Here is a 16,669-nt window from a genome sequence, read left to right on the forward strand (position 1 = left end):
TTAGTTCTTTATTTTGTCCTCAATCTTTTTCCTTCCATATAACGATAAACCGGTATTTCATCTCCTTGTTTAACAGGAATATAATTGAACGTTACATAGCTGTCGACAGATTCTGGTTCAAGTGCCAGCGCGATGAAGTTGGCGTTCGGCTGTGCCATGTGAAATACATAGCTGCCAGCCGGGAAGGCTTGTTTCTTTTTCGTTACGTCTGTTGTGACCTTGTTAGTATAGTGCCCGCTTTCAGGCGTTTTGGAAATCGTGCTGCTTGTGACGTTATAGCTTTCCACTGGCAGAACGGCTGCGCGTGATAGTTTCTCAACACGCACACCGAGAATCTGAAGCTTACGGGCGACATCATCGTGACCTGGCGGCAAGATATATGCTGTCGGACGTTCGCGTTCCAGTGTCGGGTATGCCTCAGTTGAATCTTCCCAAACAATTGGAATGTCCACTTTCTCAGCTTTCGCGAGATCCACGACCTCAAGCTTCTGATCCGGAACACGCTTGTTTTCGCTCGTCACGACGATCTTGTCATGATCGTTGGCTTTCAGTCCTTTTAAGATCACTTCTTTGCGGGCTTTTTGAACGGCTTTGGTCACTTTATCTGCGTGTGCGGCTGTATTTTTAATAAAAGATGCCTGAGCGACAACCTGTGCATAGACTCGACGTTCAAAATCAGCTCGGCCAATGTTGATGCCGCGCGTCTCAATCAGGTAAGTGAGCGTATTCTTCAGACCGAGCGCATTGCGGCCAATGCGTGTTTCTGTGCTGCCTTCTGTCGCGACAAGTTGTCCGTCTTCCAGCGCAAGAGTGTAGTAATCGTGATGGCTGAGCTTCGCTTTATCTAGCGTTTTGTGTACATTCGGAAGCAGCAGGTTGTCCGATGTCTTGCGCAGTTGTGCCGGAATGTTCAAGTTTTTAGCCGAAGAAATGAGCAGGTCGTATGACTGCAGCGAGCCTTTTTCCCCGAACTGCTTCAGCTGAGACGAATTGACCGTGTATTCATGAGAATCGAGCACAACATCCGGCTGGTAGGCGTTGATCGCTTTATGAACGGTCTGCACCTCAACATATTCGGCCTTCATATAATCACGGTTGGCGTCCATGTCGTTCGCAACGAAACGCTTAAAATAGTAGGAACCGTCCGGATTGACCCTTGGGACGATGGCGATATCGACTTTATCGAGCACGTTGCCGAGACGGCCTTCTGCTAACAATTTAGCGAGAACAAGCGTCGATTCTCCTGATGCAGGCTCGTTGCCGTGAATCTGGCTTTGCACCCAGACGAGCGGCTTTTTCTTGTGCGCTTTGCTTTTATGATGGTGAGAATTTTTGCTGAAATACAATAACGGGATGTCGCGCCCTTCAGCCGATTTTCCGAGAATCTTCAGTTTTGCATGACGGTTTTTGTGCGCGATCTGTTTGAGCACGTCCATCATTTCTTCCTGGCTCGTAAAGGCGACCTTCCCTTCTTGAAAACCAGGGGTATCAAACTTCACATCCGGCTTAGGGAAAAGGTGAGCGATATTCTCGGGTTGTATGTAGCTTGGTCCCGTGCCGTAATAAGGAACGAATTCTTGTTCAGCAGCATGAACAGATTGAGCTAGACCTCCAGCTGGAGCGAACAATCCAGCAGTTAGAGCGAGTGACAAGGCGATAGAAGTCGAACGAAATACTTTTTTCATAAACTCCCTCCTCGGATTAATTGTTGTATTATTCACTAAATTAGCACAATGAACATTATATTGGGATTATTTGTGTGCTGTTGTCGAAGGAATGGGGCAAAGGGTTGCGATTGTAATCTAGAGGTTGTCGAATAGGTAGGCAATAGGAAACGGTACTTACATTAAAAACTGTGATGAATGAACTAATAAAAAAACTAAACGCTTTCATTTCCATTTATTGTTTCAAGGGAAATCCATACGCCTGTCAAACTATATTAAATAGGTTATTGTTTTTTTGATTGGGGGAGATACGTTGAACTTATTGGACATACAGCCAGCTGTTCAGCAGATTGCTGATGCGATTGCTGCGGTACTGAAGATTGAGGTAGAGATAGCGGACCATAATTTAATGCGTGTCGCGGGAACGGGAAAGACGAAGGCTGGAGTCCTTCACAAAATGGAGGGAGATCTTGTCTATCAGTCTGCCATTCGCACAGGACGGACGATTGTAATAGAAAACCCCGGCTTTCATGAAGTATGTACGCATTGCTCGTACTACCAAAATTGTTCAGAAACGGGGGAAATATGTGCTCCCATCCGAATGGGTGATAGAGTCATTGGTGTGATCGGCTTGTTAGCTTTTAATGAAAAACAAAGAAAGCGGCTTTTTTCAAATAAGGAAGATAACGAGCAATTTTTATATAAAATGGCAGGTTTAATCGCTAGCAAACTAAAAGAATATGAATTGATGGTAGAACTTAAAGGACATTCTGAAAAGCTTTATAAAATGATGAATATGGTGGATCAGGGAATCCTGATGCTGGATTGCAATGGGGAAATCAAACAGTTGAATGCCAAAGCTATGAAACTTCTAGGTTGTGTAAAGGGAGCGGAAGAACTTCCAGAGGAAACCTTAGAGAAGCTAAGTGGATTGGTTCATACGGCTAACGAGGACAAACACCGAATAACGCTGAAAATTAAGGAGTCATATAAAGATTTCTTAGTATACGGCCAAGACTTTGTCGTTTCCAAATCAAATCCTGAAAAAATGGTCGTCATTCAAGACATACAGGATATCCAGCAAACAGCAGCTTTTACCGATAAAGAGAGCCGGAAAGCATTCGACTCGGTCATAGGTGAAAGCGCCCAGATCAAGGAATTAAAAGAGTATGCCTATAAGGTTTCCAAATCAAGTTCTACTGTTTTCTTGCAAGGAGAGAGCGGTACGGGCAAGGAAGTTTTTGCCCGCGCAATCCATCAGGCGAGTGATCGGAATAAAGAGCCGTTTATTACGGTCAATTGCGGGGCCATTCCAGAAAATTTACTGGAGAGTGAACTGTTTGGGTATGAGTCGGGAGCATTTACCGGGGCAGTAAAGGGCGGGAAGAAGGGCAAGTTTGAACTCGCTAATAAAGGGACGATTTTTTTAGATGAAATTGGGGAAATGCCAGCACTGCTTCAGGTAAAACTTTTGCGTGTGCTGCAGCAGCGTGAGATTGAGAGAGTAGGCGGAAATCGTCTCATACCGGTGGACGTTCGGATTATTGCGGCCACCAACCGCAATGTGCACAGAATGGTGAATAAAGGAGAGTTTCGCGAAGATTTGTTTTACCGCCTGAATGTAATACCGATTCTATTGCCTCCATTAAGAAGCAGAAAAGAAGATATTATCGCGCTCACGGACTATTTTATTCAGCTTTTTAATCAACAGTTTCACTCTAATGTAAAAGGTGTTGGCGATGATTTGAGAGCCATATTGCAGGACTATCAGTGGCCCGGCAATGCGAGAGAGCTGAAGAACTTTATTGAATATATCCTTAACTTTGTGAGCGAAGGCATTATTACGATGGAAAACGCCGGAGATTATGTGAAGAAGAAGCTTTCCCTGCAAGCAATGGCCATCCCGGCAGAAGTGCCTTTAAAGCAATTTGCATCCTTTTCAATAGAACAAATGGAAAAGGAACTGATAAAAAGTGCTCTCGACCATGTAAAGAAAAAGGGTGAAAAGGTAGATGAAGCAAGTAAATTGCTTGGAATTGGAAGAGCTACTCTATTCCGGAAGATAAAATACTATGAGTTATAGGTTGAAAAGTATCACAATGAGACCTTCTATATAAAGTATCAATTTGAGACAATCCTTATTGTATGGTTAATTATCAGAAAATAAAGTTAATTCTAGTCTCGTTTTGATACTATTTTTATCTATTAATAGTAGATAAAAAGCCTGTTAAGGGCTTTTTTGCTTTTAAGAGGAGTAACTTTCCCTGTAGAACAGCGTTATTAAAAGTTGGCATGCTTCTTGCTATAAATATAGGTATCAAACGACAGGAGGAAATTATGACGAAAACATTAGTTGTATCGAAAGCTGCGCCTCAAGCAATTGGACCTTATTCGCAAGCTGTTATTCATGGTGATCTTGCCTTCTTATCGGGGATGCTGCCAATCGTTCCTGTCAATGGAGAGATGGCAGAGGAAGAGATCTCTGTTCAAACAAAACAGGTGCTTGAAAATATTAAAAGCTTATTAGCTGATATTTCATCTTCATTAGACCAAGTGCTGAAAACAACGATTTTCTTAAAAGACCTGAAAGACTTTCAGACAGTGAATGAGATTTATGGAACGTATTTCGGAGATTCGTTGCCGGCTCGCAGCTGTGTTGAGGTCGCGCGAATTCCTAAAGATGCCTTGATTGAAATTGAAGTGATTGCCAGCATGAAGGGATAAGGAGGAAGGACATTGCAGCAAACAAGCAGAGAGATGGTTCAGTGGCAGATTAATCGCTTTAAGAAATCCCCATCTAAAGACGTTTTAGCTGGATTTTTCGAACAAGACATTCAAGATGTCCATCAATTTCAAAGCACGCATTCTCTTTATGCAAAAACCCCGCTTGTCCGTTTATCAAATCTTGCGGCATCACTAGGTTTTCAGGACGTTTTTGTTAAAGATGAATCTCATCGGTTTGGATTGAACGCGTTTAAAGTGCTCGGTGGTATTTATGCGGTTGGCCGGTATTTGGCTGAAAAGCTGGGACGGGATATTGAAACTCTTTCTTTCGGCGAGTTGCGATCTCCAGAAGCAAGAGAACTGACTGGAGAAATCACGTTCATCTCAGCCACAGACGGTAATCATGGCAGAGGCGTGGCATGGGCGGCAAGGGAACTCGGGCATAAATCGGTCATTTACATGCCTAAGGGATCTTCTGTCAGAAGGCTTCAAGCCATCCGTGATGAAGGGGCAGAAGCTGATATTACAGAGTATAACTATGATGATTCTGTTCGGATTGCAGCCAGCCATGCACAGGCTAACGGCTGGATTATCATCCAAGATACGTCTTGGGAAGGATATGAAAAAGTGCCGCTATGGATTATGCAAGGCTATGCAACATTGGCTAAGGAAGCGGCGGAACAAATGCTGGAACATACAGCTGAACCGCCGACACATGTTTTTTTGCAGGCTGGTGTCGGATCGTTTGCAGCATCAGTAGCGGCGTATCTTGTTCAGCATTATAAAGAAAACACTCCAAAGGTAGTTTTGGCTGAGCCGCACCAGGCGGATTGTTTTTATCGATCTTTCACAAGTGATGGCGATGGTTTTCAGGTGGTGACCGGAGATATGAACACCATCATGGCAGGTCTCGCTTGCGGGGAGCCTAACCCGAGAGCATGGGAAATTTTGCGGCATTGCTGTGAAGCATCCTTTTCATGTGATGATCGGATTTCAGCCCTTGGAATGAGGATTCTAGGAAATCCGCTTAAGGAAGACACGCGGATTATATCTGGTGAATCAGGATCGGTAACGACTGGTTTGCTTTATCAATTGGCTAAGAACAAAAGTTTAATCGAGATTAAAACTGAACTTGAATTAAACGAAAACTCACGCATCTTGGTGATTAATACGGAAGGAGACACCGATCCAGAGCACTACCGAAATGTCGTATGGGAAGGTACATATCCTCTGCGTTAAAACCTGTTAAAGAGATGAAAGGGGAAAAATCATGCTGAATGAACAGCGAAAAGAAGAGATTACGAGTCTTTGTCAGCGTTTGGTACAAGAGAAAAGCTACTCGGGTGAGGAGCAGTTCGTCGCTTCTATTATAAAAGAGTTTGGTGAATCGAAGCCCTTTGATTCTGTTTTTACAGATAAGTTCGGCAACCTCATTCTTGAAATAAAAGGGACAGAAAAAGGATCGAGCGTTTTGTTCGACGGGCATATCGATACGGTGCCTGTAAATGAAGCAAAATGGCAGACAGGTCCGTTTTCTGGTGACATAAAAGATGGAAGGATTTATGGCAGAGGCACCTCTGATATGAAAGGGGCAGTAAGTGCCATGCTTGCAGCGGCTGTCTATTTTGCCGAAGACACCAATAAGAACTTTCCTGGCACAATTTATGTTTCATGCAGTGTTCATGAGGAATGTTTTGAAGGTGTCGCGACAAGAGAGGTAAGTGAAAAGGTCAATCCAGATTACGTTGTGATCGGTGAGGCAACGAATTTGAATTTGAACCGGGGACAAAGAGGCCGCGCAGAGATTGTTCTTGAGACTTTCGGGAAATCAGCACACTCCTCAAATCCTGACAAAGGAATTAATGCCGTATATAAAATGAATCAGCTGCTGCAGCGAATTCAGCAGCTGGAGATTGCGGAGCATCCCGTTTTAGGTAAAGGGATTTTGGAGCTGACTGATATTAAATCAGCGCCATATCCAGGGGCCTCTGTTGTCCCTTCTCATTGTAAAGTTACGTTTGACCGCCGTCTTTTAGTTGAGGAAACGAAAAATTCGGTGCTGGCTCCGATTCAAAAGATTATCCATGAAATGAAAAAGGAAGACCCGGAATTGCAGGCGTCTGTTTCTTATGCGTACGGCGAAGAGAAATGCTATACGGGTGAGAAAATCGGGGATGAGAGATACTTTCCTGCTTGGCTTTTTGATGAAAATGAAGAATTCGTGCAGGCAGGGCTGGAATCGCTGAAAGAGCAAGGGTTTAATCCGAAGGTCTCTCATTATTCTTTTTGCACAAATGGCAGCCACTTTGCCGGCGAAAAAGGGATAAAAACAGTAGGCTTTGGGCCGTCCCAGGAACATATGGCACACATTGATGATGAATACATCGAGATCGATCAGCTTCATCAGGCTGTTGTTGGCTATTATGCGCTTATGAAGGCATTCACGTCTATCACAGCAATCTCTCAAACGGAAGGGAGTCAGGAGTATGTTTGATGTGTTAATCCTTAATGCAAAGGTGGTCGATGGCACAGGATCTCCTTGGTATTACGCGGATATCGGAATAACTGACGGTGTGATTTCAAAGATCGGACACCTTAAATCAGAGAGTGCAAAAGAAGTGATTGATGCAGAACGGCAAATCATTTCGCCTGGCTTTATTGATATGCATACTCACTCCGACCTTGTCATCTTGGATCAGCCGCTGATTAAAGCGAAGGTCATGCAGGGGATTACTACTGATTTGCTTGGACAGGACGGAATTGCTGCCGCTCCTCTTCCTCCTCAATTTATTGAAGCATGGAAAAAGAATCTTGCTGGGCTTGATGGTACGCCTCCAATCAATTGGGATTGGAACGATGTTGACTCTTATTTGACGAAGATCGAAAAAAATCAGCCGTCGTATAATCTGGCGTTTCTTGTTCCTCATGGAAACATTCGCATGACCGTTATGGGGCTCGATAACCGGCCGGCAACAGATAAGGAAATCGCACAGATGAAGGAAGTTCTCCGAGAATCGCTAGAGCAAGGAGCGGTTGGGCTGTCGACGGGACTAATTTATCCTCCTTGCTGTTTTGCTGAGATGAAGGAGCTTGAAGCATTGTGCGAGGTGATTGCCGAATACGGTGTTCCGCTCGTTATACACCAGAGAAGTGAGGGTGATGAAATCCTTGAATCTATGGAAGAGCTCGTGGACATCATGAGACGGACAGGAGCACATCTGCACTTCTCTCATCTAAAAAATTGCGGCAAGGACAACTGGTACAAGACGGATGATGTTTTGCGGATTATTGATGAAGCGCGTCAAGCTGGTATTGAAGTCACGTTCGATCAATATCCGTATACGGCTGGAAGCACGATGCTTAGTGCCATTCTGCCGCCATGGATGCATGATGGCGGAACGGAAGCGATGCTGAAACGGCTGGAAGATTCCGAGGTCCGCGCACGTGTCACCCAAGAAATGAGCACGGGTTTAAAAGGGTGGGACAGCATTTCAAAGTGGGCAGGCTGGACAGGGATTTTTATTACATCAGTAGATTCAAGTGCGAATCAGCATCTTGTCGGCAAGCATCTTGAAGATATTGCAAAGCTTCGCGATACGGAAGATGTAGCATCTGTCGCACTGGATTTGATTTTAGAAGAGAAGAACGCCGTTGGGATGATTGACTTTGTAATGGATGAGGATTCTGTTAAAAAGATCATGGCACATCCCGCTGGCGCGATTGGAAGTGATGGGCTGCTTGGCGGAGAACCTCATCCGCGTGCGTATGGTTCATTTCCAAGAGTGCTAGGCAAATATGTAAGGGAAGAGGGCGTGCTGCCGCTAGAAGAAATGATTCGCCGGATGACATCGCAGCCAGCTAGAATTATCGGACTTCAGGATAGAGGGATTATTAGGGAAGGCCTTGCTGCTGATTTGGTTATTTTCAATCCGGATCGTGTCATCGATAAAGCGACATATGAATACTCGCGACAGGCTTCTGAAGGAATCCTTTATGTGCTGGTCAATGGCAGTGTGGTCATGGATCTTCAAGGAACGTATGAAAAACCTGCCGGCAAGGTTATCAGAAGACAGTACAGCAGCATGGCGGTTAAACAAAAATAATAGTTCAGTATGAGCACCTAGTATTTTCATTAAAGCTTCAACAGTTTTTGCTGTTTGGATAGAATATGAAATTCGAGGGGGATCTGCATGGGGACGATATGGGCGATTATTATTGTGTATATGGCAGTTATGATTGGAATCGGTATTTATTCTAAAACAAAAATTAAAGACAGTTCAGATTATCATCTGGCTGGCAGAAGGCTAGGACCTATCATGCTTGCCGGTACGCTTGCTGCAACAGAAATCGGGGGAGGCAGTTCGGTTGGTGTTGCTTCCAAAGCTTATGGCGAATGGGGGCTGTCTGCTGGCTGGTATGTTGTATCAGCGGGAATTGGTATTTTCCTCGTATCGTTTGTAGCACCATATATGCGAAGGGCGATGGCGACAACCGTGCCTGAAATTATCGGCAGGCGTTACGGCAAAGGAAGCCATGTTATGACAAGTGTGCTTTCCATCGTGTCACTGACCGTTCTGACTGCTGTTCAGATTACTGCAACAGCAACAATCATCAACGTTTTGACAGGTTTCAGTATGGTCGGCGCAATCCTCATTGCCGGGATCGGAGTTATTATTTACACATATCTTGGCGGCATGTGGAGTGTAACTTTAACGGACTTTGTTCAATTCTTTCTAATCGTTTTCGGGTTTGCTATCGCTATTCCATTTGCCTTATCGGCTGCAGGCGGCTGGGACCACGTTGTGTCAAATCTTCCACCTGAACAGATGGGCTTTACTAAAATTGGCTGGAAAACAATACTCGGACTTATCGTTCTCTATTTCATGACATTTTCTACTGGACAAGAAGCAGTACAACGTTATTATTCTGCTAGGAATGAAAAAATTGCGGTATGGGGATCCGTTTTGTGCGCAGCATTGATGTGTGTTTATGCGTTTATTCCAGCCATAATCGGATTAATCGCACGCGCCAGCTTCCCAGGTATTGATCCTAACAGCGCTCTGGCAACTGTTTCAACTGAATTATTGCCTCCAGTTATAGCGGGGCTGTTGTTATCAGGTGTCATCTCCGCAACCCTTTCAAGTGCATCGGGAGATATGCTCGGAGTAGCGAGTGTATACGTAAAGGACATTCACGGACAATTCTTTAATAAAAAAATTGAAGATCATCAAGAACTAAAGATCAGCAAAATGGCGGTTGTAGCTACAGGTGTGATTGCAGTAGGGATCTCATTGTTCAGCCAGCAAATCATTCCATTGCTCGTCTTTGCCTTTACCATTCGATCAACTGGTCCATTCGCAGCATTCATACTAGGACTGATGTGGAAAAAAGCCACGCCAAACGCAGGTTTCTGGTCAATCATTGTAGGAAGCATCGTAGGCTTTTACTGGCAGTTTGCTAAAGAGCCATTTGGCATCATGGCAGTCGTTGCAGGCGGATTAGCAAGTCTAATAACTTTCTTGATTGTAGTATGGATTGATCATTTACGAGGAGTGCCGAATGCTCCTTCTGTTTATAGCTCAAATGAGAACATCTCATCATAAATGGCTTCAGGAAAGAGGAACAAAAAACTAGTGGAGTCCGGTACCTTTGGTACCGGACCCCACTAGTTTTTATTTTTTATGCTATAACGTCCCGCGATCGACCTGCTCATGAAGTACGGCCATGTTTTCTTTTACTTTTGCTGATACTTGGTGAAGGGCATCGATTGCGTTTGCTTTATGTCCGGATAGCTGGTGTACGATGTCTTTAAACAGCATATCCATTTCCTCAAGTATGTTCATCGCGGCGAGGTTATACAAGTGGACGCTGTAGTAGTTTGATTTGCTGAATAGGGCAGTTTCTATATATGGCTTGAAATTGTTCAACAGAGTTGGATAAAACACAATCAGGTTGCCTAAGCCGCGGCGCAATCCTTCTACCGTATTTGCCAGCTCATCAAGCGGCTCGAGGGCGTCGTTAACAAGTGCCTGGATTTTTTCGTCAAAATCGGTGAGCATGCCTGCGAGTTTCATTGGCAGACTTCCGTTTAAGATGAAGGAAACGGCTCCTTTTATGGCAGCAGAAATTCCTTCTAAAACGCTTTCTAGCACAACTGCTGCTCCTTCAAGTACTCCGAGCAAAGGGAGGAGGCGGCTGTGGCTGAATTGGGTGAATGCTAAAAACGCGATATCCAGCTGCACTTCTAAAAACTTCATTCCTACTTTTAAATAAGGTGAGTCTTGCAATGAAAAGTCTCCGATTGGACCGACAATCGGCACACTCAAGCCTGGAGGAACGCCGGTAGAAATCCCGCCGGCAACTAGCTTATCTCGCTCTGCAAAAGCTCCTGCTGTCAAAGAAGCGCGGTTTTCATATGATTTTAAATGTTGTTTGACTGTGACGTTATTTTTGCCGACGATTTCGTAGTGTGCCATGATCTCACCGACAACGGCGTCTGAAAAATGGTTAGTCCCGCCCTCGAAAAACTCTGGAAACTTTTTTGCCACAAAGTGAGGGATCAGGTCTGTCAGCTCCTCAACACCAGATCTCACTTTAAACAAGTAGTTGCGTGCGTCACCAAACAAGGTGTCGACGTTCAAATCCTTTTGGAAAACAAACTCCACCAGCTCAGCAGGAGGGGAGTTTAGGACATAGTTCAGCGACTGCGCCTTGGACTCAGCAGTATCCAACAGGGTGATAAGGTGATAGATTTCGTTCTTTATAATATTGCCTGTTCTCGTAATGCCAGAAAACAGCGGGCTTCCCGCAGCATCCTCAAACATTTCGCGAAAGTTTTCCTGAAGAGTATGAAGGCGCTCATAATACCGGCTGCCTTCATGCTCGACGACATCACCAGAAAGGCTTAAGTAGCTTTTCACGAGAGACATGCGGTCATTCACATGGCCTCCGAGCGAGTCGGCAAGCTGCTGCATGTTTTCTGTGTTGATGTCAATGCGGTCAGTCTGGCCATAATGAAGCGACTGTCCGGTCCAGATGCTCGAGACGACACCAGCATCGGCATCGATATAGATCGCACCGTACCCTGGCTGGCCAGGTTGACCGATCATATAGATCTGTTCTCCAGTTTCATTTTTGCCGATGTAGCCGGTATGGTTGGTTGCAAGGTAAGAAAAATCAGGGATTCCGTGGTTGATTTCAATTTGTTTACCTGGAATTCGATGGCCGAGAAACAGACCGGTCTCGACTTTTGTTAAAACATCGTAGCCGCCGAAGTAGTTGGTGATGTTCGTGTACTCTTTGTCATAATCCACCACGCCTTCTGGGAGCAGGGCAGGATTGAGCGTGACGGTCTTAACGTGAGGATTAGCGACGCCTACCGCATTTGCATTGCCGCCGCCAAGGGAGTTGCCGCAAACGTAGGAAACGGGGCCGAATTTTTGTTCCATCTTGTTAAAATAATCATTAGCCGCCTGTACTTGATCAGGAACCATGTCACTCAAAAGCTGTGCATCAGTGATGATATCTTTTTTGTCTTTTGTATCGGTACCCGTATAGGCAATAAGCATTTCTTTCGTTTCCAGAGATTGAAAGGTAATGGCGTTCAGACCATTCGAAGTGTCTTCATGAATATCCTTCACCCTGTAATTGTTTCCGTTAACCTGTACAATCTGCTTTTCAGTGTAATCCATATAAGCGTGGTAGCCGGAAATCTCCACTAAGTCCTGATCGCTTACTTGATGATGTGGAGCTTCAATATTCTTTTTCACATTAATCATCTGCGACCTCCATTAGTATTTTTGGATTTCTCGTTCAAGAGAGTTATCCTTTGATTCATTAGGGCTGTCGATGTCTATGGAATTTTCGTGAAGAGACACAGTGTGCAGACCTGGAGGCAGGTTCATTTTTTCAAGATCCGCAACGATCTGGTCAAAGAGCGTTTGATCAGGCTTTTGGTTTTTATCCTTCATATATAGATTAATAATGATGTTATAAAGTTCAGGATCAGGTGTAATGGTTTTAACAGCAGCCTGATACTCAGCTTTCGTTGTTTCCGGTTTTTCCAAGTAGGTTTTGTATAGTGGATCAAAACTGTCACTTGGAACAGTTATAAAATAGTAGGGAGTCGTATAGCCGGTTGATTTCGTGTTTTGTATAGCTTCAGCCTGAACCCCTATGACTGGTTGTTCTTTTGTCAGCTTTTCGAGGTACATATCAAGTGTTTTAAGCTGTTCTTCGTAAATCATGGCATAAAGTCCGCTTTTTATAGAAAACTCAACCTGTCCTTCTTCTGTCCAGATTCCGTCTGGTCGTACGTTTTCTTTATTATCAATTGGGATGATGGCAAATGTGTTGAAGTGAGGCTCGCCTTTGGACTCTACAAACACAGTTGCACCATGTTTATTACCTACGATGTTATGTACTTCCACATTTGTTTTGTATTTGTCTAAGAAAAACTTTTCCATCGCGGGAAGGATCTTATCTCGATTTGCTTCCGCGATCTTATCGTTTTTATCGCCATTAGGCAGTTTATATCCTTGACCCGTGTATTCCTGCACACTCACTAGTGGATTTGCTTCCTTTTTCACCGTTTCTGTTTCTCCTTTCATACAGCCTCCGAGCAGCATGATGCCAAGAAGAGGTGCTGTAATCATTCCTAACTTGTTTGTGTTTAACATATGTATGAACCCTCCCTGGGTGGTGAGAAATACGATATCAATTATACGTCCTATATTATTGTAAAGTTACACATTATTGCCTGCCACCTAATATATACCCATAATAAGTAAAAAAACAACATCATATGAACGATGTCGCTGTGAGGTTTTTACTATTTTTTTATAAAAAAAGAACTAACCGGGGTCCGGTACCTGTAGTACCGGACCCCGGTTAGTCCAATAACTGCAAAATCATCCGCCCATCCCTTTGTATAGCATATAAAATATTCCAAACAATAAAAGTGCTCCTAAAATCATCCCTATGATACAGATAATAAGGATGGCCCATCCAAGTCCTTTTCTCCCTGTAGCAATAAAGAAAAAGCCGAGAGTGAAGAAGCTGAACACAAGCCCGAATATGCTCCATAGCCATTTGTTTCTTCCATACTGTGGAGCTTTTATAAACAAATAAATGGCCACGAAAATGTTAATTAAAAAACCAAATGAAAGTTCCATTCTCAATCTCCTCATTCATCTTTTATTCCATCATTATTGTAAAGTTCTATTTAATAAGCCGCCACCTGATATATACCCAAATTTAGCAAGAGAGCAAACTATCTAGTAATAGAAAAAGCTGCCCCCATCCAGAGACAGCTTCGTGTATTAATTCAATTTCTTCTTATCCTTACTTAATATCTGTATCTCATAAGAAATGCCTTTTACATAGTCTTTCATTTCAGGGGAGGAAAGGAACTCATCTATAGCATTTTGGATGTTTGCAGAGACCTTTTGTGCATTTTCATCTTTACTGTGTACGGAAGTCTTAATGATGAGCGTGAACGGATTCATTTTGTGGCTGATACTGTTCACTTTGTATTCGGACTTGCCCATGAGACCTTCGCTGAGGGCAGAGACAATGTTGCTCTTTCTGCCCTCAGTCTCCAGATCCTCAATATTCAGCGTCACGATTCGAACCTTCTCACTCCTGCTAGCGTCCGCCACGATTTGCTCCGCTGTTTTCAGCATCTCAGCCGTGCGTTTTTCGTTTCGAGGCACTTCGATCGTATATTCCATCAATTTTCCGGACTTATCTATTCCGAGTCCTACCGTTTGGAAGGAGTATCCCTGTTTTCTCAGTGTTTCATGGATGTTCATATGAATTTGATCAAGTATTTTTTCCTCGGCAGTAAATACGTATTCGCCCTTTGTTGTAAATTCGATGTATTTTTCCACTTTAACGGTATACGCGTCAATGCCTTGGCTTGCTAGAATTCCATTTGCTATTTTCTTAACATCAGCTTCTGATGATTGTATTTCCTTATCCGGTGCATCAATGTAGATGGATATTATCTTTTCGCTGCCAGCAGGCTGCGCAATAGACATCACATTGTAGCCTTTATAGCGAAGTTCATCATGAATCAAACCGATTACAGGACCAGATTTAAATAGAGAGCTGAAAAACGGGAAATTAGCTAAAGCGTTCTGAACTGTTGGCGATACAAAAGCGGAACCGATGAGCAAGCCGGCTGCAGCTGCTGCCGTACAAATCGTGTAAGCTGCTTTTTTGTGCCATGACATTTTGGATGGAAGAGGAGCGGGCACAGGGCTCACAAGCTCTGCTTTTGCCTCAGAAACTCCTAATTTCACACGCTGCGTGAGCTCTTCTGGAATCTCAATCTCGTTAAACGTTTGTTTAAATGCACTGCTCATAAATCAGCCCTCCTCACTTGTTTTCGCAGCTTGCCTAATGCCCGGTAGAGCACCGATTTGACGGTCCCGAGCGGAATTTCTACAGTGTCGGCGATTTCTTGGATCGTGCAGTCATCGTAATATTTAAGAAAAACAATGGATTTTTCTTCTTCTGTCAATGTGTTGAGCATTTCCTTCAGCGACAGTGAAAGTGCGATGTCGTGATCGGAAGTGGGAAGGCTTTCCGCATACTCCGGCTTCAGCACCGTTATTTTCTTTTTCTTTCTCAGCAGGTCAATCGCCGTGCTCATCGTAATTTTAATAAGCCATGTTTTAAAATAATGCGGGCTTTTCAGTGTGCTCAGATTCTTAAAAGATTTATATGCCGTTTCCTGCACTACATCAAGCGCGTCGTCCTTATTCTTTACGTGCAGGAATGCCATCCGGTACAGCAAGTCCTGATACTCGTTAAAAAGCTCAAGGAACGCTGCATCATCTCCGCGTTTCGCTTTCTCTATTAGCTGCTGCAAGCCCTCACCCCCTAATGTGTTTGTTGCGTCAACATCTATTAGACGAATACTTCCTGTATTTGGCTTAAAGTATTTTTCATATGGGGTACGGTACCAGTTTCAGTGAAATGGTACCGTACCCCATATCTCTTTTTATTTTACAATATTGACACTTCCTTACATGGTGGTAAGATTAATTTTGTGTCAAGAAATGACAGCTTGGAAATAACAGAACAGGACGTGAAGAAATGCATCACAGAATTGGATTTATGCTTATAATGTCACTGTTTCTTCTGACCGCATGCGGCGAGAAAGAGCAGACTGCTAAGACGAAGGAAACGGTGAAAACAGAAGAGGTAAGTGTGGAAAAGCTGGAACAAGACGAGGTAAGTGATATCCTGCGTACGAACCTTGAGTCAGTGAAGACGATTTTTACAAAAGCCGGGGAAGAGAACGGCTGGGGCACGCAGAATCCTGCTGATTTCAGCATGATGAGATCCGATCTGCTGCCTTATGCGACAGAAGGTTTCACAGATAATGATTTAAAAAAGATGGCAGAAGAATATTATTGTGAGTGTGATCAATCATTCATGCCTCATATCAGCTATACTGTCGGATTAACATTCGAGCAGAAAAAAGAGGACGTGCTGGATATTACGGCATTGGAACCGGCAACCGAGATTAACAATACAGGGTCACTCTGGAAGTTCACGCTGACGAAGGAAGATGACACTTGGAAGTTGGACCGGTGGAGTGCCAGCACGATTGAGAATCAAGACCTGAAGCTTACGAAAGAAGATGCGGTTAAGTTATTCTCTGAAGATGGAACGGAAGCGGAATTTGTCCGTGAATACGATTCTGCAGAAGCTGGGGCAAAGGCTTATGTGATCAAAGTAATGTCGTCCATGGAAGGCAATGAATATGAGTACACGATGGGTGTCAGTTCGAAGGATACGATGATCGTTCACGATTTTGAGCAAGAGGAAGAGGCTGCTGAGGCACCAGAGGCCTCGGAGGCTACTGAACCATCAACTCCAGCAGAGGAAGAAACGGTCAGTATCACCTCAAACAGCAAGAGTGAAAACCTAAATAAGTTAGATCTAATCGCTGCACAAGAGTGGCAAAGGATGTATGAATCTGATTACCAGCTGCTTGAGGATGCAGGGCATAACTATCAGTTGTGGGATAAAGCGTTGAACGAAATATACAGCATTTTGAAGGATAACATGGCAGATTCAGAGTTTCAGGTTTTAAAAACAGAGCAGATTCAGTGGATCAAGACACGTGATGAAGTCGCACAGACTGAGTTTGATCGCGAAGGCGGCGGTTCACTTTCTAGAGTCGTGCAGGTTGAATCATTGGCTGACTCTACGAAAGAACGCTGCTATGAGCTTGTTAATCTATATATGAAGTAAAACATAGTCGG

Annotated in this window: 13 protein-coding genes; 7 read left to right on the forward strand and 6 right to left on the reverse strand. The window is 43.9% G+C overall.

What is annotated here, in order from left to right; genetic code table 11:
• Window positions 1–8: 8 nt before the first annotated feature.
• Window positions 9–1,685 carry a M14 family metallopeptidase gene (locus CGZ90_RS13555; protein WP_094253033.1) on the reverse strand — a complete coding sequence of 559 codons (1,677 nt, stop codon included), beginning with the start codon at window positions 1,683–1,685 and terminating at the stop codon, window positions 9–11.
• Window positions 1,686–1,977: 292 nt separating this feature from the next.
• On the opposite strand from CGZ90_RS13555, the gene CGZ90_RS13560 reads away from it, so the two are divergent.
• From CGZ90_RS13560 to CGZ90_RS13585, 6 genes are all read left to right on the forward strand, one after another.
• Window positions 1,978–3,747 carry a sigma-54-dependent Fis family transcriptional regulator gene (locus CGZ90_RS13560; RefSeq protein WP_094253034.1) on the forward strand — a complete coding sequence of 590 codons (1,770 nt, stop codon included), beginning with the start codon at window positions 1,978–1,980 and terminating at the stop codon, window positions 3,745–3,747.
• Window positions 3,748–4,001: 254 nt separating this feature from the next.
• Window positions 4,002–4,388: a Rid family detoxifying hydrolase gene (locus CGZ90_RS13565; protein ID WP_094253035.1), complete on the forward strand. Its 387-nt coding sequence runs from the start codon at window positions 4,002–4,004 to the stop codon at window positions 4,386–4,388.
• 33 nt (window positions 4,389–4,421) lie between these two features.
• The gene (dpaL, locus tag CGZ90_RS13570; RefSeq protein WP_094253144.1) at window positions 4,422–5,627 is read left to right on the forward strand and encodes a diaminopropionate ammonia-lyase; all 1,206 of its coding nucleotides are present in this window, start codon (window positions 4,422–4,424) and stop codon (window positions 5,625–5,627) included.
• A 31-nt stretch (window positions 5,628–5,658) separates the two neighbouring features.
• Window positions 5,659–6,882, forward strand: a complete 1,224-nt coding sequence (locus CGZ90_RS13575; protein ID WP_094253036.1) for a YgeY family selenium metabolism-linked hydrolase — start codon at window positions 5,659–5,661, stop codon at window positions 6,880–6,882.
• Window positions 6,875–8,491, forward strand: coding sequence for an N-acyl-D-amino-acid deacylase family protein (locus tag CGZ90_RS13580; RefSeq protein ID WP_094253037.1), 1,617 nt, complete (start codon window positions 6,875–6,877; stop codon window positions 8,489–8,491). Before CGZ90_RS13575 ends, CGZ90_RS13580 begins: the two co-directional genes overlap by 8 nt.
• Before the next feature lie 87 nt (window positions 8,492–8,578).
• Window positions 8,579–9,991, forward strand: coding sequence for a sodium:solute symporter family protein (locus CGZ90_RS13585; protein ID WP_094253038.1), 1,413 nt, complete (start codon window positions 8,579–8,581; stop codon window positions 9,989–9,991).
• A gap of 81 nt (window positions 9,992–10,072) precedes the next feature.
• On the opposite strand, the gene CGZ90_RS13590 is transcribed toward CGZ90_RS13585, so the two are convergent.
• From CGZ90_RS13590 to CGZ90_RS13610, 5 genes are all read right to left on the reverse strand, one after another.
• Window positions 10,073–12,166 (reverse strand): SA1320 family protein, encoded by a 2,094-nt coding sequence (locus tag CGZ90_RS13590; RefSeq protein ID WP_094253039.1) that lies wholly within the window; start codon window positions 12,164–12,166, stop codon window positions 10,073–10,075.
• A 12-nt stretch (window positions 12,167–12,178) separates the two neighbouring features.
• On the reverse strand, window positions 12,179–13,066 hold the full coding sequence (locus CGZ90_RS13595) for a DUF1672 family protein (RefSeq protein ID WP_094253040.1): 888 nt from the start codon (window positions 13,064–13,066) through the stop codon (window positions 12,179–12,181).
• A gap of 231 nt (window positions 13,067–13,297) precedes the next feature.
• A complete protein-coding gene (locus tag CGZ90_RS13600) occupies window positions 13,298–13,561 on the reverse strand; it encodes a hypothetical protein (RefSeq protein ID WP_094253041.1) in 264 nt (87 codons plus the stop codon).
• A gap of 147 nt (window positions 13,562–13,708) precedes the next feature.
• Window positions 13,709–14,755, reverse strand: coding sequence for a DUF4030 domain-containing protein (locus CGZ90_RS13605; protein WP_094253042.1), 1,047 nt, complete (start codon window positions 14,753–14,755; stop codon window positions 13,709–13,711).
• Entirely contained in the window at window positions 14,752–15,264 is a 513-nt protein-coding gene (locus CGZ90_RS13610; RefSeq protein WP_094253043.1) for a sigma-70 family RNA polymerase sigma factor, read from the reverse strand. Before CGZ90_RS13610 ends, CGZ90_RS13605 begins: the two co-directional genes overlap by 4 nt.
• Window positions 15,265–15,491: 227 nt before the next feature.
• Here CGZ90_RS13610 and CGZ90_RS13615 point away from each other — a divergent pair, with 227 nt between their 5' ends.
• Entirely contained in the window at window positions 15,492–16,658 is a 1,167-nt protein-coding gene (locus CGZ90_RS13615; RefSeq protein WP_094253044.1) for a lysozyme inhibitor LprI family protein, read from the forward strand.
• Window positions 16,659–16,669: the final 11 nt, after the last annotated feature.

It is taken from the genome of Fictibacillus aquaticus (genome assembly GCF_002245695.1).
Taxonomy (GTDB): Bacteria; Bacillota; Bacilli; order Bacillales; family Fictibacillaceae; genus Fictibacillus; species Fictibacillus aquaticus.

What these genes read in the sequence shown, in the direction of transcription:
- CGZ90_RS13555 (WP_094253033.1), bottom strand. Translation starts at nt 1,685, where the DNA reads ATGAAAAAAGTATTTCGTTCGACTTCTATCGCCTTGTCACTCGCTCTA.
- CGZ90_RS13565 (WP_094253035.1), top strand. Translation starts at nt 4,002, where the DNA reads ATGACGAAAACATTAGTTGTATCGAAAGCTGCGCCTCAAGCAATTGGA.
- dpaL (WP_094253144.1), top strand. Translation starts at nt 4,422, where the DNA reads ATGGTTCAGTGGCAGATTAATCGCTTTAAGAAATCCCCATCTAAAGAC.
- CGZ90_RS13575 (WP_094253036.1), top strand. Translation starts at nt 5,659, where the DNA reads ATGCTGAATGAACAGCGAAAAGAAGAGATTACGAGTCTTTGTCAGCGT.
- CGZ90_RS13580 (WP_094253037.1), top strand. Translation starts at nt 6,875, where the DNA reads ATGTTTGATGTGTTAATCCTTAATGCAAAGGTGGTCGATGGCACAGGA.
- CGZ90_RS13585 (WP_094253038.1), top strand. Translation starts at nt 8,579, where the DNA reads ATGGGGACGATATGGGCGATTATTATTGTGTATATGGCAGTTATGATT.
- CGZ90_RS13590 (WP_094253039.1), bottom strand. Translation starts at nt 12,166, where the DNA reads ATGATTAATGTGAAAAAGAATATTGAAGCTCCACATCATCAAGTAAGC.
- CGZ90_RS13595 (WP_094253040.1), bottom strand. Translation starts at nt 13,066, where the DNA reads ATGTTAAACACAAACAAGTTAGGAATGATTACAGCACCTCTTCTTGGC.
- CGZ90_RS13600 (WP_094253041.1), bottom strand. Translation starts at nt 13,561, where the DNA reads ATGGAACTTTCATTTGGTTTTTTAATTAACATTTTCGTGGCCATTTAT.
- CGZ90_RS13605 (WP_094253042.1), bottom strand. Translation starts at nt 14,755, where the DNA reads ATGAGCAGTGCATTTAAACAAACGTTTAACGAGATTGAGATTCCAGAA.
- CGZ90_RS13615 (WP_094253044.1), top strand. Translation starts at nt 15,492, where the DNA reads ATGCATCACAGAATTGGATTTATGCTTATAATGTCACTGTTTCTTCTG.